Source organism: Allorhodopirellula heiligendammensis (assembly GCF_007860105.1).
Classification (GTDB): Bacteria; Planctomycetota; Planctomycetia; order Pirellulales; family Pirellulaceae; genus Rhodopirellula; species Rhodopirellula heiligendammensis.
Genome location: NZ_SJPU01000004.1, coordinates 173616 through 200162, shown reverse-complemented (window position 1 = coordinate 200162; position 26547 = coordinate 173616). Strand labels below are relative to the sequence as shown.

Sequence of the window (26547 nt, the reverse complement as noted above, 5' to 3'; positions counted from 1 at the left end):
AACCGCCCGGGCAGAATAAAAGCAGCCGACACCGCGCGGCGTTGTCCTGCGCGTCGTACCACGCCGATCCAACGCCAAGCGATTTTCCGCCGTTGGTCATCGACTTACCTGTGATGCCTCGATGGCAGCCACGCGGGGCGAGCTCTCGGGACTGATGGCGAGGGCCAGCCAACCATCCCGCAATTCAAGCTGGCTAATTGCCAGCCCTTGCATGGCGGGATGCCTGATGATTCTCGGTCCGGTTAGGGGAATGGGGCGTTGCTCCGAGAGTATCTTGTTGAATAATGCACGGACGGCAATGCGTTGGCCCATCGTCATGCCCGGACCGCTGATGCTGAGGTGCCCGTCGCGGACGAGGTGTGCATCGAGACCGTTAACCTTGGGCGCGTACCCCGCGCGTACGATGAACCTCGTCAACGCGGAACCTTCAGGCTCCGCTAGCCGCACGACTCGCAGTGTAATCCAGACTTTGCCGTCGACCATCTCAACGGTGATCGGTCGCGTGGAGGCAAACTCGATCATGGCCTCGCCCGGCACATCATCCGGCAACGGCTTGGCGTCCTGGCCGAACAGTTCCAACGTGTCGGCGTAGAACTGTTGAATCGATTTGGCGTGACCTGTGGGGAGCAATCGCTCCAGAGTATTGTTCAGAGCAGATTGATGGATCTGCACACTCACCAAGCTGTCGCTCCACGCACGCGGGCGCGGGGTGTGCGATGCCAATTGCCAATCGCCCGCCAACCGATATCTCGCCACGAGACGCTGCGGTGTCGTTTCCAGATCAATGACTTTGGGATCGAGGTTGAGCCGGCCGAGCGGACCTAGGACGAGGTCACTCAACTGCGTTTCGGCACCACGAGTCTTCTGCGTGAGCTGCGTCTGCAATTCAGCAGTGACTTCACCACGAATTCGTTCGTTGCTAATGCGTTCTGCCACCGGCAATGCATCTTCGAAACGACTTTCCGCGATCCCGTGCACGAGCGATCCAATCAGCGGCCAGCCGTCATAGGAACTTCGAATACCTCGCAAACGCTGATCGCCGGTTACGCTCACTTCGGTTTGACCGATTTGGTACCCATTGGGGCGAATGGTCACCGGTGTGCGGGCATTAAAATTGTTGTGGCCACTGCTTAAGACAGTCACCCCAGACTGTCCGCCGCGGCTTTGTGTTTGGACGTCACCGAAAGTTCCTAAGGAAAGTTGCCACGCATGGGGTGACGGAATGAGTTGCAGATTGAGGTCCGACCTAACCGTGCTCACACCCCGCACGGAATTGCCGAGTATCGTCGCTTGGATCGGCTCGGTACGTGTCGGAACGGTTGGCAGAAATCGATTGAGCATCTCCGAGGAAATGGCTGTTCGCACATTTGCGTTGCGATAGGTCACGTCAATCGCCTTGGCCACGCGTGCCGCTTCCACGCTTTCGGAAAACCGCAAAGTCTGGAATGCCTCACTGACCTTGATCGCCGCCAGGTCGATGGAATCGGTCTCCCCCCGCTCCAGATCGCCGAGCAGTCGAGCGTAATCGATTGGCTGAGCGGTCCACGATTGTAGGGAAACTGCCAGTTGCCGGATCGCGTGATGTTGTAACCATTTGCGATGCTCGCTCTTCAGCGAGAACTGATCCAGCCGCGACAAAAATCGCTGGGCGAGCAAGGCGCGCTCGTCTGCATCGTAGCTCGCAGCAACCGCCTCGATTTCGTCGAGGAGTAGGAATGCGGACCAGCCGGATTCATCACCCGTCGTGCTTAGCTGTTGGCGGACGGCTGCTACGAGTACGGCAACCTGTTGGGGCTGGCTCACTCGATTCGGCTCGGGAGTGTTCGGTTGAAAGCGTGCTAGCGAATACCCTACGCTATCTCCTGACTGCTCAACGCCGGGGACCGATGTTGCAACTTGACTGGCGGGTGATTGTTGTTCGTCACCGGACATACGAGCCAATCGCCAAATCGGTCCCCAAACGGCAGCCCGACGGGAGAGCGCGTGGGACGCTCGTAGCCATCGGACTTGTTGGTCGCGTGCCGGCACTCGTTCGGCTAACTGCAACCCTGTTTCAGACAGTTCCTTGAGTTCGCGGATCTGCTCTCCGCTGCGTTCATCGCCGATTCGCGGCAGACTGCGTAGTTCATCTAGCGAACGCTCGACGTCAGCGGCCCACTGTCCCATTGCAAGTGTTGTGGACTGCCGCTCACGCTCTGGCGCGGTGACTCGGTGGTGATCAGGTCGGTTGTTTTCAAGTTGGTCGGCACGATCAAACAGTTCCGCAATGATCTGCGCGTTGGTTCGACGTTGCAGCGATCCGGCGTTGATGCTGGACGGCGACGACAATGACGTTAACATGCTGTCGCTCTCGCTACGCCGCTGGGACAACACGAGGTCAGCGTCCGTAGAAATGACCGCGAGATCCTCGTAGAGCTGGACTGGTTGCGGCCATGTCACGGGACTGCGAGCGATTGCGGACGAGAGTTTCGCGTGATTCGTCGCGGGGCTGGATGCGTCGCTAGGTTCCTGCTGAGCATCCCCGCGAGCGTTCGGGCTCTTGACTTTAGCTACATACTCGATCGGTTGGGGTGTCGGGGAGCCAATACAATGCACCACCGCGATCTTCGGTTGTTCTGCTGATGCCGCCATCGCCAAGGTTGCGCCACGATTCAGCCGCCGCATCCAATCGCCGACATTGTCGCGATCTGCAATGACCTGTTGAGACGGGTTCCCGGTGGCGGTGAAGGGATCGTCCATTCCTGGGGCAAGAATGGAGGGGAGGTCGAGACTGGCTGAAGCAATTGGCTCCTGTCCCGAGTATCCCGCGAGCTCCGCCACCGGGTCTAATACCGGTGCCAACAACGTCCGAGCGATCACCTGGGAGCTCGATCCCAAGTCCGCTGCCTCTGACGAGCGTCCGCCCTCGTCGCGACCATCCCCCGAAACAATGCCGATCCCGCTGGCTTCCAGTGATCCGCCAGCGAATCGCGTCGGTGTCGCCAACCCTCGCATGCCCCGGTCCGGGCGATGCATCGGAGACACGTCGCGAAGCGAGCGAAACATCGAACTGTTGGCCAGTTCCTCTGTATCGACACTCGCAACCTGCATTGAGCTCTCGTCAACGTCATGCACAGAGCCGAGGAAACCATGGACAGTCGACACGATTCTCGCCACAGTGGTCGAGCTTGTCGTTAACGACCGCAGTGACGTGGAGTAAAACTGCGAGTCCCAACACATTGGTAGCGTCGTCGCCGCGACCAGCGCAGTCGATGCGAGTGTAGGCCACAAAAGCAGTGCTCGTTTAACGTCCTTGTCCATTGTTCCAATGCCTGGTGGAGGCATCCGTTGCAGTGTGGGGGAGGTGCACGGGGCGAACGTGATACGTGAAACATCACGGCAATCGTTGCCGGCATTCCACTTATTCACAACTCGTTCGAGCCCAGCAGAATCGACGGTGGGAGTTCCGTAGACTACCTAAGCCCGAAAGACGACGTGCCCCATAAACTTTCGCTCGTCGTCAACCTTGCTATCGTCGACGTCACCGACGAAAAACCAGGTTCGCTGGTCGCGATCATGCGAAGGTTACGAACGTGGGAACCAACAGCATTGAAACAATCTGCACAAACCGCAGAACCGGACTCCACGGCGAGCGGAAGCGATGGAAAGGGGGGAGGGTGTAGCCGCCCGTGTTGACGGTGTCCTCAAGAGTCGCTCACGCTTTGCACGTACTTGACTGTGCGCTCGTTCCGCGGCAGGACGAGCTGCATGATTGACATGTCGTGCAGCTGACCAATCTTGCGACCAACATTCCGAACGTTTCCTACCAGCTCGAACCCGCAGCTTGCATGCAATCGGGTCGAGCTTTCATTCCGCGCCCCGCCGCCAATGAGCGCTACGAGATTGAGAATCCCGCGCTGACTGCAATCGTCGATCAATCGAGTCAGCAACAGCGTGCCGATCCCATGCCCGCAGAAACCGGGATCCAGGAAGATGCTGTTCTCCGCACTCGGATGAAATGCTGTACGTCCGTAAAACAACTTCGTTCCGGCAAATCCTACGCACACGCCGTCGACCTTCGCCACCACATAGGGATACCCTCCGTCGAGACAAGCTGCGATCCGCTGCTGCATTTCCGAACTGCTCGGCGGAACCTCCTCGAAGGTCGCGAAAGTATTGAGCACATAGTGACGGTAGATGGTCGCGATCTCAACACAATCCCGGTCGACGTCGACTGGCAAGATTTGAAGCGAGAGGTTCTTGGCGGTCATGAGCGAGCCTCAGCGATAGAACTACAAAGCCTGTGAAACAGCGTGAAACCCGCTTAGCATACGGGCGCACTGAGTCGGCAAGTAGTGGTGAGGGGCTCGATCGCGATAATGCGACCCCTGATTTCGCGCCTCCTTCAGAAAAGATCTGACGTAGTGCGATGGCTTCTCCCGGCAGCTCACAAGTGACCGCTGCCGGCCACTGCTGTGGGAAGGAATTTGGCGACCTCATAATCCCTGCGGTCGCCCTGCTATTTGTCCCGACTCCCCGACCCCAACCGAGCCCAACCGAGCCCAAGATTCCGCATGACGCGGCCGCCCGAGCGCCTTGTATCGGGCAGACCACCAAGCTGGCCCACGGACGCTCGCCAACATGCAAAGCGTCTGCACAGGCCTCGCCCAGTCGACCTTTCAGATCACCCAGCAACCTTGAGTTGCGGGCGGGCCGCCGCACCAAGCAAATCTCGAAGACGCTCAAACTCATCCGCATCGGTGAAGTGGATAGTGATCTTGCCGCGGCTGCGCGCTGAAGCTTTGATTTCAACCTTGGTCCCAAACACCATTCTCATTTCTTGCTGCATGGCCTCGATGTGCGGCGGAATGGGTTTGCGTTTCTGTCGCGACTTATTCGTGACCTTCACACCCGTATCCGCATCCTCTTCGTTACGAAGCATCTCGCCGACGGCACTTTCGGTCACCCGCACATTCCAGTTCTCTGCCAAGATCTTTCCGGCCATCTGAACTTGAACATCCTCTTCGCCGATAGGTAGCAGCGCACGTGCGTGGCCCACGGTGAGCTCGCCAGTGGTAACCATCTCGAGAATGGAGGCTGGAAGTTCAAGCAATCGCATGAGGTTGGCGATCGTACTTCGGTCGATGCTTAAGCGCCGCGCAAGATCATCCTGCTTGCATTGATGCTCGTCAATGTAGCGTTTGAAGGACATGGCTTTTTCGATGGGATTGAGATCCTTGCGTTGCAGGTTCTCGATGATTGCGAGCTCGGCGACGAGGCGATCATCGGCTTCACGTACTTCGGCTCGAATTGATTTCAGGCCAGCGTGGATTGTCGCGCGGAGTCGTCGTTCACCACTGATGAGTTGATACTTGCCGTCGACAACACGAACGAGCACCGGCTGGAGCTGTTGGTGGTTCTTAATACTTTCAGCGAGTGACGCGATCTCGTCGGGATTGAACTCGCGGCGCGGCTGGAAGGGATTGGCACCAATCTCATCAATTGGTATTTCAAGCGTGCGAATCGAAGCGACGTTTGCCTGCTCGGAATCTCTTGCCGACTGGCTTGCGTTCCCTGCGGACTTGCCCTCCGGAGCGAAGGTACTTGGCTCTTCGACCGGCATGCCGTCATCGTCCATGGGCTCCCCGAGGAGAGCCGCAAGTCCCTTGCCGAGGCGTCGGTCCTTGCCTCCACCTGAGCGTTGAGTGCCGCCGCCGCTGCGAGGCGAGGAGCCAGATGAAGAACCTTGAGTCGTTGCATTAGTCACGTTGCAGCACCTCCATGCACAGTTGAGTATAAGCGAATGCACCGCGGCTTCGCGGAGCATATTGAAAAACAGTTTGGCCGTGGCTGGGGGCCTCGCAGAGTGCGACGTCCCGCGGCACGACATTCTCAAAAACGATGTCGCCGAAAAAATCGCGAACATCTTCGTCGATCTCACGAGTCAGCTCGAGCGACTCGTCGTACATTGTTAACAGGATCCCACCAAAGGTCAGTCGTCCATTGGTGGCTCCGATGACCTTCTTGATGGTCCCGATCAATTGAGCTACACCGACCATCGCAAAGTATTCGCACTGGATCGGAATCATCACTTCGGTGCTCGCCGTCAGGGCGGTCTCCGTCATCGCGCCAGCGCTTGGCGGGCAGTCAATGAGGATGTAGTCGTAATCGCCCATGACACTATCGAGATGACCTCGTAGCCTGACGGTCGCGTTTGCATCGGAATTGGCCATCACGTCTGCGTCTTGAAACCGACGACTGCCTGGTAGGAGACTGAGCCCTGGGGTCTCAGTTTGGATTACCGATTCGCCCAGCGGTGAGTCACCGAGAAGTGCATGACGCGAGGCGGGGTCCACGCCGACCGCACCGGTGGCATTGCATTGTGGATCGATGTCGATCAGCAGCGTACGGTTCCCGGCGAGAGCCAATGCCGCGGAAAGGTTTACGGACGTCGTCGTTTTGCCGACACCGCCTTTCTGGTTAACGACACTGAAGATTCGAGCCACGGTGGGGTGTTCCTAATGATGCGTCCTAGTCGACTCACTTTACCGGTTGGTTTTAGGTGAAACTCGTTCAAAAAAACAAGGTCGGTTTCACACGAAACCGACCTTGACGAGGGGGAGTGGAATCTTCTAGGGACGTTTCACATGGAACCATCGGGCCGCTGTGCTCGCGGCCTGACGGCGGATGCTGTAGTCGCCCCAACTTGGAGTCAGTCCGGTTGGCGGATCCAATATCGCTGGCGGGCAGGAGCAGGCTCAGTGACCACCTCGGTTTGATTGGGGCGGGAGTCGCTCGCCAACCGCCCGACCACCGCGCTGGGCTGCGGTGCTCCACTGCTTGCTGTTTCGCTCGATGTGCTCGATGTGCTCGGCCGCGAAGTTTTCTGTAGAATGGACTGCGGAAGGTCGTCTGCCATTTGCCAAGGTGGAAGCTTGGCGACGGCGTTGGGCTGGTCGTCAGCAGCCACCCGCATCGACTCGTACTGACGGCTGACAGCGACCATGGGATTGCTACGCGGCTGCTGAGGCGATGTCTGCCGGCTTGCCAAAGCATCGAATCGTCCGTCACTGAACTGGGTCGCAGTCAACGGCACCGCGAGATCATCGTAGGTCAGTGGTAAGCGCAGATCACGCCGTGGGCGCGGCTGCGCATCGGACGGGATGCCACGCATGGACTCGGGTGACTGAGCTTGAGAGGCCAGCGACATCGCAGTGCTGGAACGGGTACGCGATTCGCGCACGCTGCCGTTGGCGTGTGGATCGACGTACCAGGGATCGTACGACGGATCGTAGGTGGCATTGTCATTGGTAACCGCGAGTTCCGATTCAAAATCAGACACTGGGCTATGCGACGCGGTGTGGGGCGCCGGATCAACCGAGGCTCGGCGAAAAGGCAGCGCGGCGATGGTGCCCCCGCAAACGATCACGGCACCGATGGTAAGACTTCGCACAGCAGGGACTCTCAAGCTGGATGGTGAAAAGAAGACCAGCTTCGTCCTTGAAACGCACATGGATCGCTTCATGCGTGTGCTTCTATCTCACGTATCGACGCATTCGTGAGCCAAAATCCTCAGATTTTCGATTGTGCGGAAAAACCCGAGTATTCGCGACAGTCGCAACGTGCCCATTCAAGCTGCCCGCTCGATGAGATCACCTGTCAGCTCGCCGATGGCATCACCAATCAAACTGAGCGTCTCATCGCGGCAAGCCACCGATCTCGCCACCCAAGAGCGGTTGAGGACGACTTCGATCCCCAAATAAACATCTGGTAGGAACTGGCCGCGAAGTGCTTTTGTCAGCGAATCGTTGGTGCCACGCCAGGGATGATTGCGACGCACTTTGAGATCGGGAGCTGTGTGGTAGAGCTCTTCGACCAAATCCATGCACCAATCAACTTCGTCTTCGCGTGATGGATCGTACAGCAGCCCAATGTCACCACGCCGCCACCGCCCGTCGCGAGTCTTCGCGTTGAAGGTGCGAACCGATAGATGCACAACGTAAGACCACGTTCGCAGCATGTCGAGCAACTGGCGTTCGACGCGAGTGCGGTACGGGCTGTAAATCTCCTCGATGATGGCAGAGCGGGTCGCGGCAGGCAACTCACGCACAGCCGGCGAAAAGAGATCGCGGTGGTGTAGCGACCGGCCAACATCAATCAAGTCTGCTCGGTACTCATTGCAGATCGCGATGCCGCCGCTGCAATAGGCCAGCCGGCGGGTCGCAAAATTTGCTTCTCGGTCGATCCCTTGACGCACCAATCGATCGATCCCAATTTCTCCTGCAACCATTTGGTCGCTTGACGACAGCTCCGTGTCGTCGAGATGCGAGCGTAATCGCGTGGGAGTCTTCCAGCCGCCGGTGTCGCAGGTGATCAAGAGGCTCACGTCACCGGCTCCGCGTGCGGGGCCTCAGAAGACCAGTGATGAGCACGTCCCGTCAACATTTCCAGGTCGGCCCAGAACTCGGGATACGTTTTGCGAGTGCAGGCGGGGTTCAGTATTTCAATCCCGCCTATGCGCAGTCCGAGCAATGCAAAGCTCATCGCCATGCGGTGATCATTGTAGGTCTCCAGGACAACAGGCGAATCGCTCGCCATGCGCTCGGCAGTCAATGGATACACGGTCAACCCATCGTCATGCTCGTCAATTCGCGCTCCCAATTTACGCAGCTCAATGGCAAGGTTGCCGATTCGGTCCGTTTCCTTGAAGCGATTGTGGGCAACGCCGCGGATCCTAGTCGGCCCGTCCGCAAAGAGTGCGACAACCGAGAGTGTTTGCACGGTGTCACTTATCTCCCCCATCTCCACGTCGATACCGCAGAGCAATGGGGAGGAGGAGGATGCGGAGTTGGGGGGAGGCGTCGACTGAGGGCCGTTGGTAATGCGAATCCCTTCGCCGGTGCTGGTGTACTCACAACCCATCTGTTCGAGTACGCGGGCAAAGCCGACATCGCCTTGAGAGGCATCCTCGCTGAGGTCCCGTACCAAGACACTTCCACCCGCGACGGCCGCTGCCGCCCAAAAGTAACTCGCGGCAGATGCATCAGGTTCGATCGACACTTCGGCACCTTGGTAGTCCCCGTTGATGGTGACGCTCGATAGCCTGCCGTCAGCATCATGTTGCAACCCAGTCCGGCCACCGAATGCGGCCATCAGGTCAGCGGTCATCCGTACATACGGCATCGAGACCATGTCACCGAGGATCTGAATCTCAACGGACTTGCTGGCAATCGGGGCGGCCATCATGAGACCACTGAGATATTGGCTGCTGACGCCTCCGCTGACCCGGAGGGATTCGCCTGACCAACCTTTGGAGTCGATCTCCACGGGAGGACATTTTCCAGGTGAGGTCGCCACAATTTGACCCTCGATCATCGGTTCGATCGCGTCGACCAGATCGCCGATCGGTCGCTCATGCATCCGCGGAATACCTGCCAGACGATACCGTCCACCGAAAGCAGTGAGCGCTGCGGTCAGGAAGCGGATCGTCGTTCCGCTGTTGGCGATGAACATCTCCACAGGTGCGTCGTTGCTGATGCGACGGGCGTCGTCACTGACAACACCGCCAACGCCATCGACGACCAGCGACTGGCCACCATCGATAGGTTTGATCGACACTCCAATCTTGGCCAGCGACTCGATCATTACCTCGGTGTCTTCGCTGACGAGCGTCCCGCTCAGTCGGCTTGTTCCGCTTGCGAAGGCGGCACAAATTAATGCGCGGTTGGTCAGGCTCTTGCTGCCTGGTGGCTGTATTTCACCGTCGACCGGCCCCCCCGGAACGACGCTCACCCGTGTGGTCGGAACGGATGCGATATTATCGGTCATAGCGGCGGGCATGGCAGGGAAGTCAGAACAGTGGGTAGTTTTCTAAGCCGAGGCTGCGACAGGTCGATGGCCATTGCACAGTCCTCCACTCCGGAAGAGCAGGCGTTCGATCTGCATTCTTCAGCCTGATGGCTCACTCAACCGGCAAAGAACGGGTCCTCTGATTTATTGTAAGCATGTTGCCCTGGAATCCAAAGCGAACCTACTACCATCAGAGACAGTGTCGCGGTGTGGATCAGCCACGCAGCGTTCTGTGTCATCACAGTATGGGCGGTGACCAGCGACATCACGATCAGGACGGCCAGAAATCGGCGTTCAGCACGTCGGGCTGCGGTCCCTGTGGTCAATTTCGCTAGCATCAGTGCGGCGATCGCAATTAAGGGGAGACCAAGCACGCTAAATGCGGAGGTAATGAATACAAACTGAGCCATAATGTTACATCCCTGTGTGTCGCCGATGAGGTTCGAACGTGCTGTTCGAGCGTCCGATTCGCGTCCTTGCCAACCCGACAGGTCGCTTTTCACCTATTTTGCACACGTCGGGGAAGGTCGAACTTGAGTAATTTTTTAAATTTTCTGACATAAAGTTCAACCGCGGCGGAACAACCGGCAAATTCTTCCCATTTTGACTCAGGCCATCGCCTGCGAACGGCCGAAAACAAAAATGGCCAAGTTTGCCACCCGACGTTTTTGGAAATGCAATTCAATTTCGGTTCCCGCCATGACTGTTTCCCGCCGCACTCGTTCGCACTCCATTCGTTCCGCCTCAAGTGCTCTCGCGCACACGCCCGCTGTGCCCGGCCAGGTGATTGCTTCTGCGAGTAAGCGGTGGATCGGTGGTATGCTCTGCGTTCTGATGCTGCTCGGAGGCTGTCGTCTATGTGCAGACTGTGATGACGATGCGTATCCGTCCTACGGCGGCATATGGCAGCGAACGAATCGCGACTCCGGTCGGGTAGGAAGCATTTTTGACCCCGGTGGCAGTCGGCAGTCGGATCTTTCCCAGCGAGCGGAGTCTGACGGCGAGGATACAGCGAATCGATTCGAATCCAACGGCGGTAGCGGGAATTTGCCCGCGGACGGCGCTGTGCCTTCGCCCAGCCAGAATGGTGAACGCGACATCATGGACACGGATGGATTGGAACCGCCCGAGCAGCCTTCCGATGAGGATTTGAGAGAACTGGAGCAGCGGTACCGAGACTTGAAACTCGAAGAGATCAATCACCGCCGGCCCCCGGTCAACGCGGGTCAGTGGCAGTAGAGGAGCAGGCAGCGCTTAACAACCCTGCTACGATACCGCGATCGGATTGGCTGCAACCTAATCGGTCCTTTGAAGGTGCGGTGTTCCCGATATCTCGGTCGCGTCCTCGGATGTTGGTGTCCCCGAATTTTCCTCCCGCAATGTCAGCGAGCGTTAACTTCCCGTGTTCAAGGTTGATCCTCGCAAGCTCGTTGGTCCAGCGATGGCGCTGGTGTTGTTTGTCTTTGCTATTCGGCTGCTGCTCAACGAAGCAGGCAAGGTCTCGCGGGAAGAATTCGTTCACGGCCTGACGAGTGTTCAGCCAGCATACCTATTCATTGCCGCATTCTTAATCGCGTTGAACTATGGGCTACTTGCCTGTTACGACCTGCTCGCCCTGCGCTATGTACGCCGCGTCCTACCTCTGCGCCGGGTTTTGCTGGTGTCATTTCTTGGATACTCACTCGGGAATAATCTCGGCACGCTCATCGCCGCCGCTCCGATTCGCTATCGGTTCTACCACCGCTGGGGGCTGACCCACACACAGATTGTCGCGTTGGTTTCCGTATTAGGCCTGACGTTTTGGTCGGGCGTCTGCGTGCTCGGTGGTGTCGCCTTGACGCTCGCACCGGTCGAGTTGCCGGAGAAGTATGCGTTGCCCTTCGGTACTCGGACGCTTGGTATTATTCTGCTCAGCATCAGTGTTTTTTACGGGCTGGTGTGCGCGTTCTGGCACAAACCTTGGCCCATTGGCAAGTTGCACCTGCGACCGCCGTCCTTGGGCCTGGCAACCGTCCAAGCGTCTGTCGCGGCAGTCGATCTGCTGATCTCGGCCACCGCCCTGTACCTCGTCATGCCTGGGAATGCAGTGGTTCCTTTTCCGATGGTGCTGGCGGCCTACTTGGTTGCCATTGTCATCTCACTGATTTCCCAGGTGCCCGGTGGTTTGGGCGTGCTCGAACTCATTCTCTGGACCTTGCTGAAAGATACCGTTGGTCAACCAGTGTTGGCATCGGTGCTGATCTTTCGCATTCTGTATTACTTGCTGCCGCTGTTCGTCGGCATGATTGTGTTAGTCGCACACGAGATTTACAGTGGAGCCGTTGAAGCGCGAACCGATGCGAAATTTGAAGCGGACCATCCGCTGGGAGTTTCAGATCCCGAGCTGCCCACCCCAACTTCGATGGAGGATGCCTGATGCAAGAGTCCTACAACCCACTCAGCGCCGAAGAGGCCCGTGTGATCCTGAAGAAAGGCACCGAAGCCCCAGGCCCCGGTGGATATACCAATACGAAGGACGCGGGCACCTATATCTGTCGCCAGTGCAACGCACCGCTGTACCGCAGCGACGATAAGTTCGACAGTCATTGTGGTTGGCCGAGTTTTGACGATGAGATCGAAGGCGCCATCCTGCACGAAGTCGATGCCGACGGGCGGCGCACCGAAATTATGTGCAAGAACTGCGGCGGGCACTTGGGGCATGTGTTTCAAGGCGAGCGGCTGACGGAAAAGAACACCCGCCACTGCGTTAACAGTATTTCCATGCGGCTCGTGCCTGCAGGCGAGGAGATTCCTGAGACGATTCACGCCGACTAGGCTTCCCGAAGCGGGCGCGTTTGCCGGTGCGGCGTGCCGGACGTCCGTCGTGCGGTTGTCCCGGGAGTGGCGGCACACTACCTGATCACGACAAGGCGGTCTGGCGATTTTGCTGCCGGGCGATCGTCCACTCAATTGCGGCGATAAGCGCACGGGCTTTATTGAGCGTCTCTTCGTATTCTTTGTCGGGGTCGCTATCAGCGACGACGCCACAGCCCGCCTGCACGTGGTAGGCATTGTTCTGGAAAACGATGGTGCGGAGAGCCAAGCATGTATCCATGTTTCCGCGGTAGTCAATGTAGCCGACCGCACCGCCGTAGGGCCCTCGCCGGTGCGGTTCGATCTCGTCGATGACTGCCATCGCCCGGACTTTGGGAGCTCCGGAAACGGTACCCGCTGGGAGGCAGGCTTTCAACGCGTCGAATGCATCGAGTCCTTTTCGCAATTGGCCACGCACCTCGCTGCTGATGTGCATGACGTGCGAGTATCGCTCGATCACCATGACTTCGGTTAACTCGACACTGCCGAATTGAGCCACCCGACCAATATCATTGCGTCCCAGATCGACCAACATGACGTGCTCGGCGCGCTCCTTGGGGTCTGCCAAAAGTTCTTTTTCGAGCGCGACGTCCTCCGCCTCACTTGCACCACGCGGCCGCGTCCCCGCGAGCGGTCGCACCGTCACCATGCCATCTTTGACCCGGCACATGATCTCGGGACTGCAGCCGACGAGCACACATTCCGGCGTGCGGACAAAGAACATGAACGGCGATGGATTCACTACGCGTAGCGAGCGATAGACAGCGAACGGATCGACGTCACTACGCACCGTCAAACGCTGGCTGGGAACGACTTGAAAGACGTCGCCAGCGCGGATGTATTCGACACAGGTTCGAACCGCATCACAAAACGAGTCGCGCGTGAAATTCGACTCCACCGGTAATCGCTGGCTCTGGTCAGCATCGAGAATCTCTTCGCACTGGTGTGGCAGAGGTTGATTGAGGCTCTCGATGGTTCGATCTACCTCCGCAGCGGCCTCTGCGAATGCAGCGGCAGGATCAGTGTGCTGTGCGGCCAGGCGACTCTGTTTGTCGGAGCCTGAGTTTGTTTGGTTCGCATGAGGGGCGGAGTCGTCAGTCGACGATGGCTCCGCGGAAATCCCCCGACAATCCGCCAACGACACGACCGTGATCGTCTTGTCCACATGATCGAACACACAGAGCGTGTGGTAGAACGCGAAATCCAGGTCCGGAAGATCTCGATCGTCCTGCGTCGTATCGGGCAGATCTTCGACATATCTCACAACATCGTAGCCCGCATAGCCAATGGCGCCACCGATGAAGGGAGGCAACGCGTCGACGGTGGCGGTACGATCGTGAAACCGCTTGCGGAACTCGTCCAACGGATCGTCGCTCTGCGATGTCACGGTCTCACCGGTGACCATGTCCGTCTGCGTGATCGTTTTGGCTTTGGCAGCGAATCTCGCCAGCGGTTTCGATCCCAGGAAACTGTAGCGGCCCACCTTTTCACCGCCGATCACGCTCTCGATCAAGAAGGCGGGACCCCCGTCATCTAGCAACGTGAACGCTGTCACAGGCGTCAATGCATCGGACAACAAACGACGATAGACGGGCACGAAATCGTACTCGCGGGCGAGCTGGGCGAATTCGTCGGCGGACGGATGATGCATGTTGGCTTTCTAAGGGAGTCGCGGCACGGAACCAGTTTGGACATTAATTGAATAATCGACAACCGGGACAACGCAAGCGTTTTTTGGGTTCACCGTCACAGACCAGCTGCCATCGCCAGGCTGGCGACGTTGACACTCCATTGCCCAGCGATAGAATCCTTGGACAACCCAATCTGAACGCTGTCAGCACTTTCGATCCTCTTTCCACCTTCGACCGTAATACCGACACCCCCCACGCGAGATTCTCATGAAATGTCAGTATTGCGACAAACCAGCGACCTTTCACATCACCGAGCTGACCGAACCTGATGGCCCACAGATTCTGCATCTCTGTGAGCATCATGCGAGGACGGTGCTGCAGAAGGAGGAGCCCAGCCCAATCAAGACGATCACCGGCGCCCTAGCCAAACAGTTGCAGCTCGGTCAGACCAAAGAGGAACTGCGAAAACTCGACAAGAAGGCGTGTCCTTCGTGCGGGATCACGTTTTTCGAGTTTCGCAATACCGGGCGGCTGGGTTGCCCGATGGACTACACCCATTTTGAATCGGATCTCACCCCGTTGTTGATGAACATCCACGACTCATTGGAGCACACGGGGAAACGCCCCTCCCGAGCGGCAGCCAATGTAGACGCGCAAGCCGAGCTGATCAGTCTGCGTAAGGACATGGAGGCTGCCGTGCGGAGCGAACAATACGAGAAGGCGTCTGAGATCCGCGATCGGATTAATGAAATTCAGGGCGACCCCAAGCATCCTGGATTCGTCGCTCCACCGGCGAGTGAATCTCATGACGAGGATGCCGATGATTCAGCCGGCAGCGGTGGAGGTGGACTGTGAAGGAACCATCCGACCTCAGCATTTTGGTAAAGAATAGCGGCGAGTGGCTCAAGGGCACCGGTCCGGAGTCCGACATCGTGATCAGCAGCCGGATTCGTTTGGCGCGGAACTTAGCAGGATTCCCCTTCATCAAGAAGTGCAGTGAAGACGATCGGCGAAAGATCGAACGTCAAGTTCGTACACGTCTGGAGGCGCTGCCCGCTTGGAACGAGATTCAGTACGTCCACGTCGATTCACTGTCCGAGATTGACCGGCAGTTTTTAGTCGAACGGCAATTGATCAGTCGTGAGATCGCGGAGGCTGAAGGTAGCCGCGCCGTCGCGATCGATCCAGGTGAACAGTATTCAGTGATGGTCAATGAAGAGGATCATCTGCGAATTCAGGTGATGCACAGTGGTCTGGACTTGAACAGTGCGTGGGATCAGATTGACCAACTTGATGACGCCATCGAAGGCGAGCTGCTGTACGCGTTTCACCCCAAGTTCGGTTATTTGACCGCGTGTCCGACCAATGTTGGTACCGGACTGCGGGTCAGCGTCATGCTGCATCTGCCGGGGCTGGTGATCACGCAACAGATCGACAAGGTGTTCCGCAGTATGCAGCGGATCAATGTGACTGTGCGTGGTCTCTACGGCGAAGGGTCGCAGTACACCGGCGACTTCTACCAGGTCAGTAATCAGGTCACGCTGGGGCACACCGAACGCGAGCTCTTGACGATGGTGGGCGAGGAAGTGGTACCACGGATTATCGATTACGAACGCAAAGCACGTGACTTCCTGATGGAAAAAGGGGAGCAGGACCTGCTAGATGATGTCAGCCGAGCGCTCGGGATTCTCAGCACGGCACGAAAAATCAGCAGTGAGGAGACGATGCACTACCTGTCCAAGGTACGGCTGGGGGTGAACTTGGGGCTGATCGACGATGTCGAAGTCGCAACCATTAATAAATTGTTCATTCATACCCAGCCCGCTCACTTGCAGAAGCTGCAGGGGCGTTTGCTGACAACGAGCGACCGCCACGTCGAGCGAGCTAACTATCTCCATCAGCACTTGAGAAACGGCGGCCCGGCGGACGTGAATTGATGGCCAACACTCGGCAGACGTCCGCACGCGAGATCACAGTCAAGGGCGCTCGGGAACACAATCTTCGAGATATCGATCTCACGCTACCGCGTGGGAAACTGATCTGTTTCTCCGGCGTCTCCGGTAGCGGTAAGAGCTCGCTCGCCTTTGACACGCTCTATGCTGAAGGACAGCGGCGGTACGTCGAAAGCCTGAGCAACTCGGCCCGACAATTCATGGGCCAGATGCCGAAGCCGGATGTCGACCTGGTTTCAGGGCTGAGCCCCTCGATTTCAATTAGCCAGAAATCGACCGGAAATAATCCACGCAGTACCGTGGGTACCATCACCGAGATTCACGATTTCCTCCGGGTTTTGTTTGCACGAGTTGGTACTGGCTACTGTCCACAGTGTGACATTCCAATTCAAGCTCAGACCAGTGACGCGATTGTCAGTCGCGCCCTCGCCTGTGTCGCTGACGCCGAGTGGACTCGTGAGGACGAGGTCGATGAATCTCCCATCGCCGAGGAGCCGGACGAAACCGCCGAGGAGCCGGACGAAACCTCCGCGGCGCTGTGGATTTTGGCGCCGTTGGCTCGTGGCCAGAAGGGCGAATTTAAAGATCTGTTTGAGGACCTCCGGAAACAGGGCTTCAACCGCGCCCGTGTCGATGGGGACACCATTCGACTGGCCGAGCCCCCCCAGCTCGATCGGACCGTCCGCCACGATGTTGAAGTTGTCGTTGACCGGATTGTGCTGCCGCGCAAAATCGACGCGTCGCTCGATCGCGCTCGCGTGAACGAGGCCGTTGAGTTGGCGTTGAAACTCGGCGACAGCACGTTGATCGCGTCTGTCGGCCGCCCTGACACGGACTTCATGCTGCCGGTCAAGCACGACCATCTGTTCTCATCACGGTATTCGTGCCCTCAGTGCGGGACGAGCTTCCGCGCGCCGACGCCGCAACTGTTTAGTTTCAACAGTCCGCAAGGAATGTGTGAGTCCTGTGACGGTATTGGGCGGATGTACACGTTCGTTCCCGAATTACTGATTCCGGATGCGTCGAAGTCCATTCGGAAGGGGGCGATTGCGCTACTGGGCAAATGGGGTGATGTGGGGCGATATCGCCGGCACATCTATATGGGTTTCGCGGAGGCCCTTGACGAAGCCTTCGAGCTGGAAGCGGGCTCGATGCTCGACACGAGCTGGGAGGAACTTCCCGAGTCCGCAAAGCATGCGTGGTTGTGGGGAGTCGATGACTCCGTTGACCTCACGGGTGTTTCCGGTGCCAAAGCAAGGAAGTACATCAGCGAGTTTGACGGGATGATCCCCGAATTGCTCGACCGTTATCGAACCAGCCGAAACAAGATGCAATTGCGGCAGTTCGAAAAGCACATGAACACGATCGACTGTCCCGATTGTCACGGACGCCGGCTCAACCCGCAAGCATCTGCGGTGCGGATCGCCACCTGTGAAGAGTCGTTTGCGAATGACGCATCCAAGACGCTGCCACAGCTCTGCGACCTGCCGATCGAACAGCTCGCAGATTTCTTTTCCGACATCGAACTGACAGCGACCGACGCAACCATTGCTGCCGAGGCCCTCAAGGAGATCCGCGGACGGATTGGATTTTTGCTCGGCGTCGGTCTGGACTATCTGACGCTTGGGCGGACAGCCCCGACGCTTTCCGGTGGTGAATCACAACGCATTCGCTTGGCTGGGCAAATTGGTTCGGGACTGGCTGGTGTGCTGTACATTCTCGACGAACCCTCGATCGGGTTGCACCCGCGTGATAATGATCGGCTGATCGCCACCCTGCTACGATTGCGTGACGGTGGCAACACGCTGATCGTTGTCGAGCATGATGAAGATACGATGCGGGCCTCTGATTTAATCGTCGACTTTGGCCCGGGACCTGGCGTCAAGGGCGGACATGTCGTCGCCATTGGGACGATCGACGAGGTTTGTCAATCCACCGAGAGCGTCACGGGTGCTTTTCTATCAGGGAGGCGTTCGATCGAGCCTTCCGCAACGCCGCGGGCAATCGACCCCGCCAGGAAGCTCACTATTCGTGGAGCAAAATTCCACAATCTCAAGAATATTGATGTCGAAATCCCGCTTGGCGTGGTCGTCTGCGTTACCGGAGTTTCAGGCAGTGGCAAGAGTTCCCTGATCAGCGGGATTCTCGAGCCGGCACTTCGTCGTGATTTGAATCGGGCCGAATCCGAACCCGGCGAACATGATGCGATTGAAGGCATCGAGCATCTCGACAAGATCATCGCCATTGACCAGTCACCGATCGGTCGCACGCCACGCAGCAATCCCGCGACGTACGTCAAGGTCTTTGACGAGATCCGTAGCTTGTTTGCCAAGCTGACTGACGCGAAAACGCGGGGGTACGCGGCCGGGCGATTCAGTTTTAATGTCGATGGCGGACGATGCAGCGCCTGCGATGGCAATGGCGCCAATAAATTGGAAATGGATTTCCTCGCCGATATTTGGGTGACCTGCCCAGTCTGTGAAGGTAAGCGATACAACCGCGAGACCTTGGCGGTAAAATTCAAAGGCAAATCGGTCGCCGATGTGTTGGAGATGGATATCTCCGAAGCGCTCGAATTATTCGAGAACGTACCCAAGATCGCTGAAAAGTTGCAAACGCTCGTCGATGTTGGTCTGGAATATCTCAAACTCGGCCAGCCTTCACCGACGCTCTCTGGAGGTGAGGCGCAGCGTATCAAGCTTTCTAAAGAGCTCAGTCGGCGCGACACAGGCAATACGCTCTACGTGCTCGATGAGCCGACGACTGGACTGCATTTTGCCGACATCGAATTGCTGCTCGGTGTGATCAATCAGCTCGCAGATCGCGGGAATTCCATTGTGATCGTCGAGCACAATCTCGACGTGATCAAGACCGCGGATTGGGTCATCGACATCGGCGTCGAAGGCGGACGCGGCGGCGGTGAATTGGTCGCGGAGGGACATCCCTCGGAGATTGCCACAGTTGCCAATAGTTACACCGGGGAAGCAATCGCAAATGTTTTGGGCATTGAACGCGTTCGACGCAAGGAGGTGGCGAAGGTCATTCGCGAGGTTGCGATGCCGGACGCTCGGGCGCGAACCCATGTGGTGGTCGAGGGCGCCTGCGAACATAATTTGCGGCACGTCAACGTCTCGATACCCCGTGATGCCATGACGGTTTTCTGTGGGCCGAGTGGGAGCGGGAAGAGTTCACTTGCAATGGACACCATCTACGCCGAAGGCCAACGCCGCTATGTTGAGTCGCTGTCGAGCTATGCCAGGCAATTTATCGGCCAAGTCCAGAAGCCAAAAGCGGAGCGGATCGAAGGATTATCGCCCGCGGTGGCCCTCGAGCAAAAGAACCTCGGGCACTCGCCTCGCAGTACCGTTGGCACGGTGACGGAAGTCTACGATTATCTGCGTATCCTATTTGCGAAACTTGGTACGATGCACTGCCCGGATTGCGAGCAGCCAATCGGAACGCAGACACCAGACCAAATTATCGACAAAGTTCTGGGTATGGCGGAGGGTACCCGGGCCCTGCTACTCGCGCCGATTGAAGTCGCCGCTGGCGAAGCTTCGTTAGAAACGTGGCAGACCCTGAGGGCGAGCGGTTACGCACGGGTACGAATCGATGGAGAAACCGTCGAGCTCGATGCTGCCAAACCGCTCGATTCTCGGCGCGTGCAGAGCGTCGCGGTCGTCGTCGATCGGATCACGATTCGCGATGAAGAGCAATCTCGGATCAGCGATAGTGTTGAGCAGGCACTGTCCCTCGGAGTGGGCGTGATCGAAATTGCGATCGCCGATTCGGATCGTCCGGAACCGGAATGGGAAACCATCCGGCACAGCCAGCATCTGGTTTGCAGTTGTTGCGGGCGTTCGTTCCAGCAACTTACTCCGCATCACTTCTCGTTCAATTCCGCGATCGGCTGGTGTCCTGGCTGCCAGGGGCTGGGGACGCAAACGGGGACTAATCCGGCTGCCTTGATGGGGACCCCCAGGCAAACACTCGGCGATGGGGCCGCATTGCTGTGGCCAAAAACCGATCAGGCCGTCAGTCGCTGGATGTTGCAAGCATTGTCGCGGTCGACCAACATCCCCATCGACAGCCCCATCGAGCAGCTGACGCTCTCGCAGAAGCGGATGCTGTTTCATGGGCTCGGGGCCCGCTGGGTCGAGGTCCGTCGCAGTGACGCAGTGGACACCGCGAGCACGACCGGCGGCGGTAGTGTTGCCGGTGGCAAGGCCAAGGGACATCCTGACGATATCTTGTTCCGTTTTCAGTTCAAAGGTTTTTATCCCGCTCTCGAAGAGGCTTCTCGATTGACGCCGGGGCTGCGTGCGAAGCTGGAAACGTTTGTGGCGGAGATTGACTGCAGTGTGTGCAACGGCGCACGACTCCGAGATGATGCTGCGGCCGTGCGATTTCGCTCGCATACAATTGGCGATCTGGTCCATATGCCCTTGGATCGCATTGACGCAGAGGTTACTGCGTGGCAACTCGACTCGCGTGAGCAGAAAATCGCTGGTGAACTCGTTCGCGAGGTGCAGTCTCGTGTGAAGTTTTTACGCGACGTTGGGCTGGATTACCTGACGTTGCACCGGGGTGCCGCAACGCTGTCAGGGGGTGAGGCTCAACGGATTCGTTTGGCCGCTCAGTTAGGCAGCGGGCTCTGTGGGGTGCTCTACGTACTTGATGAGCCGACTATTGGACTGCATCCACGCGATAACCTGCGGCTGCTCTCCGCACTCCATCGGCTGCGTGACCAGGGCAACACATTGTTGGTCGTCGAGCACGACCATGATGTGATTGCTGGCAGTGACTACCTCTGTGATTTTGGCCCTCGCGCCGGTCGACATGGCGGCAATATTGTCGCCGAAGGACCGCCCGAGAGCATTGAGCCGATGGCCACGTCGGTGACCGCACCATATCTCTCTGGAGAGCGGCAGATCGAGTTGCCTGCGGTACGGCGGCCTGTGATGTCGCCGGCGGGCAAGCCCATGGTCGATTTTGTGAGTATCTGCGGTGCTCGGGAAAACAATCTGAATGATGTCGACGTCAATATTCCGCTCGGTGTGATGACCGCCGTGACGGGGCCGAGCGGCAGCGGAAAGAGTTCGCTGATTAACGGAATTCTCTATCCGGTTCTCGCCCGCCGTCTCCATCGAGCCAAAATCAAAGCCGGTCGCCACGACGAAATTACGGGGCTGCGGTACGTTAACAAGGTGATCCGGGTCGATCAGTCACCGCTGGGCAATTCTCCATCGAGTAATCCTGCTACTTACACCGGCGTGTTTGACTTGATCCGGGGTGAGTTTGCAAGCCTGCCAGCGGCTAGAGAGCGACGTTTCACGCCGCGCACATTCAGTTTCAATGTCGCCGGTGGACGGTGCGAGACTTGCGAGGGCACGGGGCAACGCAAGATCGAGATGCACTTCTTGCCCGATGTGTGGATCCCTTGCGAGGAATGCCATTCACGGCGGTACAACGAGGACGTGCTGCAGGTCAAGTTGCATGGTCGGAGCATCGCTGATGTGCTCGAAATGCCTTGTTCCGAAGCAGTCGACTTGTTTAGTGATCAACCGAAGATCCAACATGTCATTCAAACCCTCTGCGATGTGGGACTTGACTATGTCACACTCGGACAATCCGCCCCCACACTCTCGGGCGGCGAAGCTCAACGAGTCAAGCTGGCCGCAGAACTGGCGCGGCCCGCGACCGGGCACACCTTGTATCTGCTCGATGAACCAACGACGGGCCTGCATTTTGGCGACATCGAGAAGCTTCTGCAGGTAATGCAGCGGCTCGTCGACATTGGCAACACTGTCATCGTGATCGAACACAATTTGGACGTCATCAAGTGCGCTGATTGGGTGATCGACATGGGACCGGGAGCAGGCGTCGATGGCGGCAATATCGTCTTTGAGGGTACGCCCGAATCGCTTGCTGCGACCGCCCAGCGTCCATCGGGATCCATCTCGGTCACCGCTCCGTTTCTGGCAGATATCCTTCATGGCACGCGGACTGCGCAGCCGACGCTGCCGTCTGACGTGCCAGCCGCGGGGAACGGCCGCCTGCTGAATGCTCTCGCGAGCACCGTTGGATCGCCCCAGCAACTCGCTCCAGCAACGTCACCACCGGAGACCCCCGATCCGTCGAATCCCACAGCGATTGCAGACGATTTCTCATCCGGTGACATCTCCGCGAGCTCAGACGGCCCCATGAGCGAACAGGTTGATCCGAACCAATCATTTTCGGCACCCTGGAGGATACTCGGTCGACGTTGGCATACTCTTCCGAAGGGTTTCCCTGACAACGTGCGTCCTGACTGGCCACTCGAGCTTGTCGACAGCGTGCTGGATTTACTCGCCAATGTCGCCGGCGAACATGCCCTGGATTTCCCAGCCCCGGATCGCGTGGGTGTGAAGCTGGAATCGGGGAGCAACGGTGATCTGCCATGGTGGGCGGAACTCGAGACAAAGCAACCTGATGGTGTGCGATTGAGACTTCGCGGTCCGAAAACTGCGATTGATCTCGATCAGCTGCTGTCCTTAGATCTCTTGCATGCCCGCGATGCCGATGGCACGGTCAGCCTCCATGACGCTGACCATGTCACGCTCACTCTGCGATTAACCCAACTCGACCAGGCGCGTGGTAAGCAACTCCGCTCGTTCCTGCAGACCCACCTTGACCGCACGCGGCTGAGCAGCTGATCGGGTGAGAGGTAGACGCTGTCGACTGGGTCAATTTGCGGCGTCCCGCATCGCCGTCCAGGCCAGTTCCAAGGCACCTCGGACGGGCTCTTCGATCGGACAAACGCTCGTCGGAGCGACCCCCATGTGGTCGAGCTCCTTGGCCAGCAACGCCTGGTAAACCGGTTGCCTCAACAGCACACTGCCCGCGCAGGCGAGCGTGAATTGATCGGCAGAAAACTCGATTTGGCGGGTCACGGCCGCAACGAGCTGGGCGAGTGATTGGGCTCCCGCATGCACGATTTCTTGCGCAGCGGCGTCGTGAGGGTATTGCTGAAAGAGAACGGGAGCCAGCGAGGCGATTTGGCGTCTCGGGTCAGACGACTCATAGCACCAGCCGATCAGCTGATCGGGAGATGCGAGATTCAGGTGATCGAGGACCGCCGATAGTAGACTCGTCGGTGCGGCACGGGCATCGATCGCCATACACACACGACGTAGCGTCTGCGCGGCCAACCAATAACCGCTGCCTTCATCGTCGAACAGATATCCTTGACCGCCTGCTCGCGCGACATTGCCGGCTGCATTGCGTCCCCAGGCCATCGATCCCGTTCCGGCAATCAACGCGACCCCGTATTGAGCGACCGTCGCTAAAAGACATTCCGCGTCACCCACGATGACGGGGGACTGAGCTAGGCCGGTTTCTCTGCACCAATCGAAGATTCGTTGCTGTTCTTCGAGACGCCCTGCACCCGCCACGCTCAAACACGCATGAGAAGCAGGGACTTGCGTTGATCCGGCGTTACGGAATGCCTGTGCAACGGTGTGCCGGATAATCTCGAATGCCGAATCGAATCCAACCGAGCGAGGGTTACCAGCGGGCCCAGCGGAGCTGCCAACAATCCTCATCTGGTCTTGGGCAACTTCGCCGAGCAGGACGCGGGTGTTTGAGCCACCGGCATCAATCCCGATCAAAAACTTTTTATCCACGGTCGTTTACTACCCCGTTGACGGCGTCACGCAGTCGCCCGTCCACGCGATTGAGTTGATCCCGAGCCGTGGTGGCATCGATCGCACCGAGGTGGGAAAGGATCGCAGTTTTGACATCCCCGTCACACCTATTGAGCAATTGCTCGGCAGAAGTTTCACCCAGTCCGGTCACTTCACTCACGATGCGAATACTACGGCGGCGGAGTTTCGCGTTGGACGCGCGCAGATCGACCATCAAATTGCCGTACGTTTTACCGATTCGCACCATCGCGCCGGTGGTGAGCATGTTCAACACCATCTTGGTCGCAGTACCAGCCTTCAGTCGGGTCGATCCGCTGAGTACCTCCGGCCCGACCACAGGGGCGATCATGATGTCAGCATGACGATGGAGTTGGGAAATCGCGTTGCATGTCACTCCGACTGTCGTGGCACCGCACTGCCGAGCATAGTCCAGTCCGCCGATGACGTAGGGCGTTGAACCACTCGACGCGATACCGACGAGCGTGTCTTGAGCGCAGAAACTGTATTCAGCTAGATCTTGAGCGGCCAGCGTCAATGAGTCTTCAGCTCCTTCGACGGCGTTTCGCAACGCCGTATCGCCTCCGGCAATGATTCCAATCACCATCTCAGGTGGGGTATTGAACGTGGGCGGGCACTCTGACGCATCGAGTACTCCCAGCCGCCCTGAAGTCCCCGCTCCGATGTAGAATAACCGACCTCCTACCCGAAAGCTCGCGACGATCACATCGATCGCGCGGGCGATCGATTGTGATTCATTGCTGACAGCTTCCGCCAAAAGAGCATCTTCCGAGTTCATGAGACGAACGATCTCAAGTGCGGTCAACGAATCGAGATTCGCCGAGCGTTCGTTTCGCGTTTCAGTCGTTAAAAGATCTGTGGATTTCATGATGTGTTTCATAATGAATGATCGGGTATCGCTGTCAATTTCCCGTTGCTGTCCCTGACTTGAAGGTTATACGTTGCTTCCAATCGGTACTGTTGACGCCCTTGTTCTCGTGATTTCGGTTACGGCCTCCATCGTGATTGGACTACGATTGAGCGGTAAAAACGATTCGGTAGAAGCGTTCTTGGTGGGGAACCGAGATCTTCCTTGGTGGGCAATTCTAGGTTCCATCGTGGCGACGGAAACCAGTACCGCGACGGTGCTGAGCGTTCCTGGTGCGGGCTACGGTCCGGTAGGGATGCGTTTTTTGCAAATCACGTTTGGATTTTTGATTGGCCGTACAATCGTTGTGTATTTGTTGCTGCCGCTCTTTTTCCGTGGCAAATTGATGAGCGCCTATGAGGTGCTCCAGCAACGATTCGGTGGAGTCGTCGAAAGGTTTGCGTCGCTCTTGTTTTTGGTCGCTCGGAATATTGGCGATGGCTTGCGTCTCTTCCTTGCTGCCGTGGTGCTGCACAAGCTGGTGGGGTGGGAACTCCACACCAGTGCCATCGCCATTGGCGTGATCACGATCTTCTACACGTACTTTGGAGGGATGAAAAGTGTTGTTTGGAATGATTGTATCCAGTTCGTGATTTACATGCTTGGCGCTGTCGCGACCGTGTTTGTAATTTCCAGCCAGATTACTGGCGGATGGGCTGAGTTCTGGGAATTTGCCTCCGTCCACGACAAGTTGAGCGTGTTTCAGTTTTCTCCACCGGTTGGTGACACACGCTCGCTGAGTATGTGGGTTTTGTCGGACCCGTTCAACTTCTACGCCGCTGTCATAGGTGGTGCGGTGCTGTCGTTGGGGACTCATGGCACCGACCAAATGATGGTCCAGCGATACCTCAGTGCACGCAGCCAGCGAGACGCCGCGAAAGCTATCCTGCTCAGTGGCGTAGTTGTCATGCTTCAGTTCGCCTTGTTCCTGTTTATCGGTGTGCTGTTGGCGTGCTACTACGCACAGGATCCCACAGCTACGTTTGAGACATCTGACGAGGTTTACGCCGACTTCATCGTCCACCACTTCCCTCGCGACACAGGTCTGGTGGGCTTGATGCTCGCAGCAATTCTCGCGGCGGCAATGTCCACCCTTTCCAGTTCACTCAATTCGTCAGCCTCGGCAGTATTGAACGATTTCTATCTTCCGCTGAGACGGTCGACTCCGTCACCACAACGGCTGTTGGCGATTACCCGCCGGTTGGCGATCGGCTTTGGTGTCATACAAGTTCTGATAGGTATTTGGGCGATCTCGCTGGACGCATCGGTTGTAAGTAATTCGCTGACGATCGCTGGCTATTCAGCGGGCCTGCTATTGGGGCTGTTTCTATTGGGCGTGTTGACCACGAAGGTGCGCGCCGCCCATGCATTAGTGGGAGCGGTCTGTGGATTGGCCGCACTACTCTTCGTGCAGTTCCTCCTGCCCACCCTCACTCAGTCGCCTGGCCTTGAATTTGGCGTGCAGGTCGCGTGGCCTTGGTTCGCATTGATAGGGTCGAGCGTGACATTTTCAGTGGGCAGTGCATTGGCAAGCGTCTCCAAACTCACGTCGCAGAATCCTTGACCCACTGCAAAATCGTTCGAACGTTTCCGTGTGAGCCGGGCAGTTGAGCGGATTGACCGACATACCGCTCGCAGGTTGCGTTAGCCTGAATGATCGCAAAAGGAATTTG

18 protein-coding genes are annotated in these 26547 nt (G+C 57.7%); 7 read left to right on the top strand and 11 right to left on the bottom strand.

The genetic code is table 11. The features are described from left to right. Nucleotides 1–96 precede the first annotated feature (96 nt). The 8 genes from Poly21_RS24185 to Poly21_RS24150 all read right to left on the bottom strand — a co-directional run bounded on the left by Poly21_RS24185 (nt 97) and on the right by Poly21_RS24150 (nt 10238). A complete protein-coding gene (locus Poly21_RS24185) occupies nt 97–3300 on the bottom strand; it encodes a hypothetical protein (RefSeq protein ID WP_146409642.1) in 3204 nt (1067 codons plus the stop codon). 383 nt (nt 3301–3683) lie between these two features. Beyond that, on the bottom strand, nt 3684–4250 hold the full coding sequence (locus Poly21_RS24180; RefSeq protein WP_146409641.1) for a GNAT family N-acetyltransferase: 567 nt from the start codon (nt 4248–4250) through the stop codon (nt 3684–3686). Nucleotides 4251–4663: 413 nt separating this feature from the next. Then, complete coding sequence (locus Poly21_RS24175) at nt 4664–5746, bottom strand: ParB/RepB/Spo0J family partition protein (protein WP_146409640.1); 1083 nt, start codon at nt 5744–5746, stop codon at nt 4664–4666. Next, complete coding sequence (locus Poly21_RS24170; RefSeq protein WP_146409639.1) at nt 5739–6485, bottom strand: ParA family protein; 747 nt, start codon at nt 6483–6485, stop codon at nt 5739–5741. Before Poly21_RS24170 ends, Poly21_RS24175 begins: the two co-directional genes overlap by 8 nt. Nucleotides 6486–6691: 206 nt before the next feature. After that, entirely contained in the window at nt 6692–7432 is a 741-nt protein-coding gene (locus Poly21_RS24165) for a hypothetical protein (RefSeq protein ID WP_146409638.1), read from the bottom strand. A gap of 177 nt (nt 7433–7609) precedes the next feature. Beyond that, nucleotides 7610–8365 (bottom strand): N-formylglutamate amidohydrolase, encoded by a 756-nt coding sequence (locus Poly21_RS24160; RefSeq protein ID WP_302120453.1) that lies wholly within the window; start codon nt 8363–8365, stop codon nt 7610–7612. Continuing rightward, the gene (aroA, locus tag Poly21_RS24155; RefSeq protein ID WP_302120451.1) at nt 8362–9819 is read right to left on the bottom strand and encodes a 3-phosphoshikimate 1-carboxyvinyltransferase; all 1458 of its coding nucleotides are present in this window, start codon (nt 9817–9819) and stop codon (nt 8362–8364) included. Before aroA ends, Poly21_RS24160 begins: the two co-directional genes overlap by 4 nt. 125 nt (nt 9820–9944) lie before the next feature. Further along, entirely contained in the window at nt 9945–10238 is a 294-nt protein-coding gene (locus tag Poly21_RS24150) for a hypothetical protein (RefSeq protein ID WP_146409637.1), read from the bottom strand. Between the two features lie 289 nt (nt 10239–10527). Between Poly21_RS24150 and Poly21_RS24145 the strand changes: the two genes are divergently transcribed. The 3 genes from Poly21_RS24145 to Poly21_RS24135 all read left to right on the top strand — a co-directional run bounded on the left by Poly21_RS24145 (nt 10528) and on the right by Poly21_RS24135 (nt 12642). Continuing rightward, nucleotides 10528–11067 (top strand): hypothetical protein, encoded by a 540-nt coding sequence (locus tag Poly21_RS24145; protein WP_302120449.1) that lies wholly within the window; start codon nt 10528–10530, stop codon nt 11065–11067. Between the two features lie 202 nt (nt 11068–11269). Next, nucleotides 11270–12244 carry a putative bifunctional lysylphosphatidylglycerol flippase/synthetase gene (locus Poly21_RS24140; RefSeq protein ID WP_367302574.1) on the top strand — a complete coding sequence of 325 codons (975 nt, stop codon included), beginning with the start codon at nt 11270–11272 and terminating at the stop codon, nt 12242–12244. Further along, a complete protein-coding gene (locus Poly21_RS24135; protein WP_146409635.1) occupies nt 12244–12642 on the top strand; it encodes a methionine-R-sulfoxide reductase in 399 nt (132 codons plus the stop codon). Before Poly21_RS24140 ends, Poly21_RS24135 begins: the two co-directional genes overlap by 1 nt. A gap of 85 nt (nt 12643–12727) precedes the next feature. Here the strand turns inward: Poly21_RS24135 and trpE are convergent, their stop codons facing one another. Next, on the bottom strand, nt 12728–14332 hold the full coding sequence (gene trpE, locus Poly21_RS24130; RefSeq protein ID WP_146409634.1) for an anthranilate synthase component I: 1605 nt from the start codon (nt 14330–14332) through the stop codon (nt 12728–12730). Nucleotides 14333–14579: 247 nt separating this feature from the next. Here trpE and Poly21_RS24125 point away from each other — a divergent pair, with 247 nt between their 5' ends. From Poly21_RS24125 to uvrA, 3 genes are read left to right on the top strand one after another with little or no spacing between them, the layout of a single operon-like run. Further along, complete coding sequence (locus Poly21_RS24125; RefSeq protein WP_146409633.1) at nt 14580–15167, top strand: UvrB/UvrC motif-containing protein; 588 nt, start codon at nt 14580–14582, stop codon at nt 15165–15167. Further along, nucleotides 15164–16249: a protein arginine kinase gene (locus Poly21_RS24120; RefSeq protein ID WP_146409632.1), complete on the top strand. Its 1086-nt coding sequence runs from the start codon at nt 15164–15166 to the stop codon at nt 16247–16249. Before Poly21_RS24125 ends, Poly21_RS24120 begins: the two co-directional genes overlap by 4 nt. Next, a complete protein-coding gene (gene uvrA, locus Poly21_RS24115; protein WP_146409631.1) occupies nt 16249–22959 on the top strand; it encodes an excinuclease ABC subunit UvrA in 6711 nt (2236 codons plus the stop codon). Before Poly21_RS24120 ends, uvrA begins: the two co-directional genes overlap by 1 nt. A gap of 30 nt (nt 22960–22989) precedes the next feature. On the opposite strand, the gene Poly21_RS24110 is transcribed toward uvrA, so the two are convergent. Then, the gene (locus Poly21_RS24110; protein ID WP_146409630.1) at nt 22990–23928 is read right to left on the bottom strand and encodes an N-acetylglucosamine kinase; all 939 of its coding nucleotides are present in this window, start codon (nt 23926–23928) and stop codon (nt 22990–22992) included. Next, nucleotides 23921–24835, bottom strand: a complete 915-nt coding sequence (gene murQ / locus Poly21_RS24105) for an N-acetylmuramic acid 6-phosphate etherase (protein ID WP_302120444.1) — start codon at nt 24833–24835, stop codon at nt 23921–23923. Before murQ ends, Poly21_RS24110 begins: the two co-directional genes overlap by 8 nt. 73 nt (nt 24836–24908) lie before the next feature. On the opposite strand from murQ, the gene Poly21_RS24100 reads away from it, so the two are divergent. Continuing rightward, nucleotides 24909–26438 carry a sodium:solute symporter family transporter gene (locus tag Poly21_RS24100; RefSeq protein WP_302120443.1) on the top strand — a complete coding sequence of 510 codons (1530 nt, stop codon included), beginning with the start codon at nt 24909–24911 and terminating at the stop codon, nt 26436–26438. The last annotated feature ends 109 nt before the right edge of the window (nt 26439–26547 follow it).

Excerpts from the sequence above, each read along its gene's own strand:
- Poly21_RS24150 (WP_146409637.1), bottom strand. The coding sequence starts at position 10,238 with ATGGCTCAGTTTGTATTCATTACCTCCGCATTTAGCGTGCTTGGTCTC.
- murQ (WP_302120444.1), bottom strand. The coding sequence starts at position 24,835 with ATGAAATCCACAGATCTTTTAACGACTGAAACGCGAAACGAACGCTCG.
- Poly21_RS24135 (WP_146409635.1), top strand. The coding sequence starts at position 12,244 with ATGCAAGAGTCCTACAACCCACTCAGCGCCGAAGAGGCCCGTGTGATC.
- trpE (WP_146409634.1), bottom strand. The coding sequence starts at position 14,332 with ATGCATCATCCGTCCGCCGACGAATTCGCCCAGCTCGCCCGCGAGTAC.
- Poly21_RS24185 (WP_146409642.1), bottom strand. The coding sequence starts at position 3,300 with ATGGACAAGGACGTTAAACGAGCACTGCTTTTGTGGCCTACACTCGCA.
- Poly21_RS24180 (WP_146409641.1), bottom strand. The coding sequence starts at position 4,250 with ATGACCGCCAAGAACCTCTCGCTTCAAATCTTGCCAGTCGACGTCGAC.
- uvrA (WP_146409631.1), top strand. The coding sequence starts at position 16,249 with ATGGCCAACACTCGGCAGACGTCCGCACGCGAGATCACAGTCAAGGGC.
- Poly21_RS24145 (WP_302120449.1), top strand. The coding sequence starts at position 10,528 with ATGACTGTTTCCCGCCGCACTCGTTCGCACTCCATTCGTTCCGCCTCA.
- Poly21_RS24140 (WP_367302574.1), top strand. The coding sequence starts at position 11,270 with ATGGCGCTGGTGTTGTTTGTCTTTGCTATTCGGCTGCTGCTCAACGAA.
- aroA (WP_302120451.1), bottom strand. The coding sequence starts at position 9,819 with ATGCCCGCCGCTATGACCGATAATATCGCATCCGTTCCGACCACACGG.
- Poly21_RS24125 (WP_146409633.1), top strand. The coding sequence starts at position 14,580 with ATGAAATGTCAGTATTGCGACAAACCAGCGACCTTTCACATCACCGAG.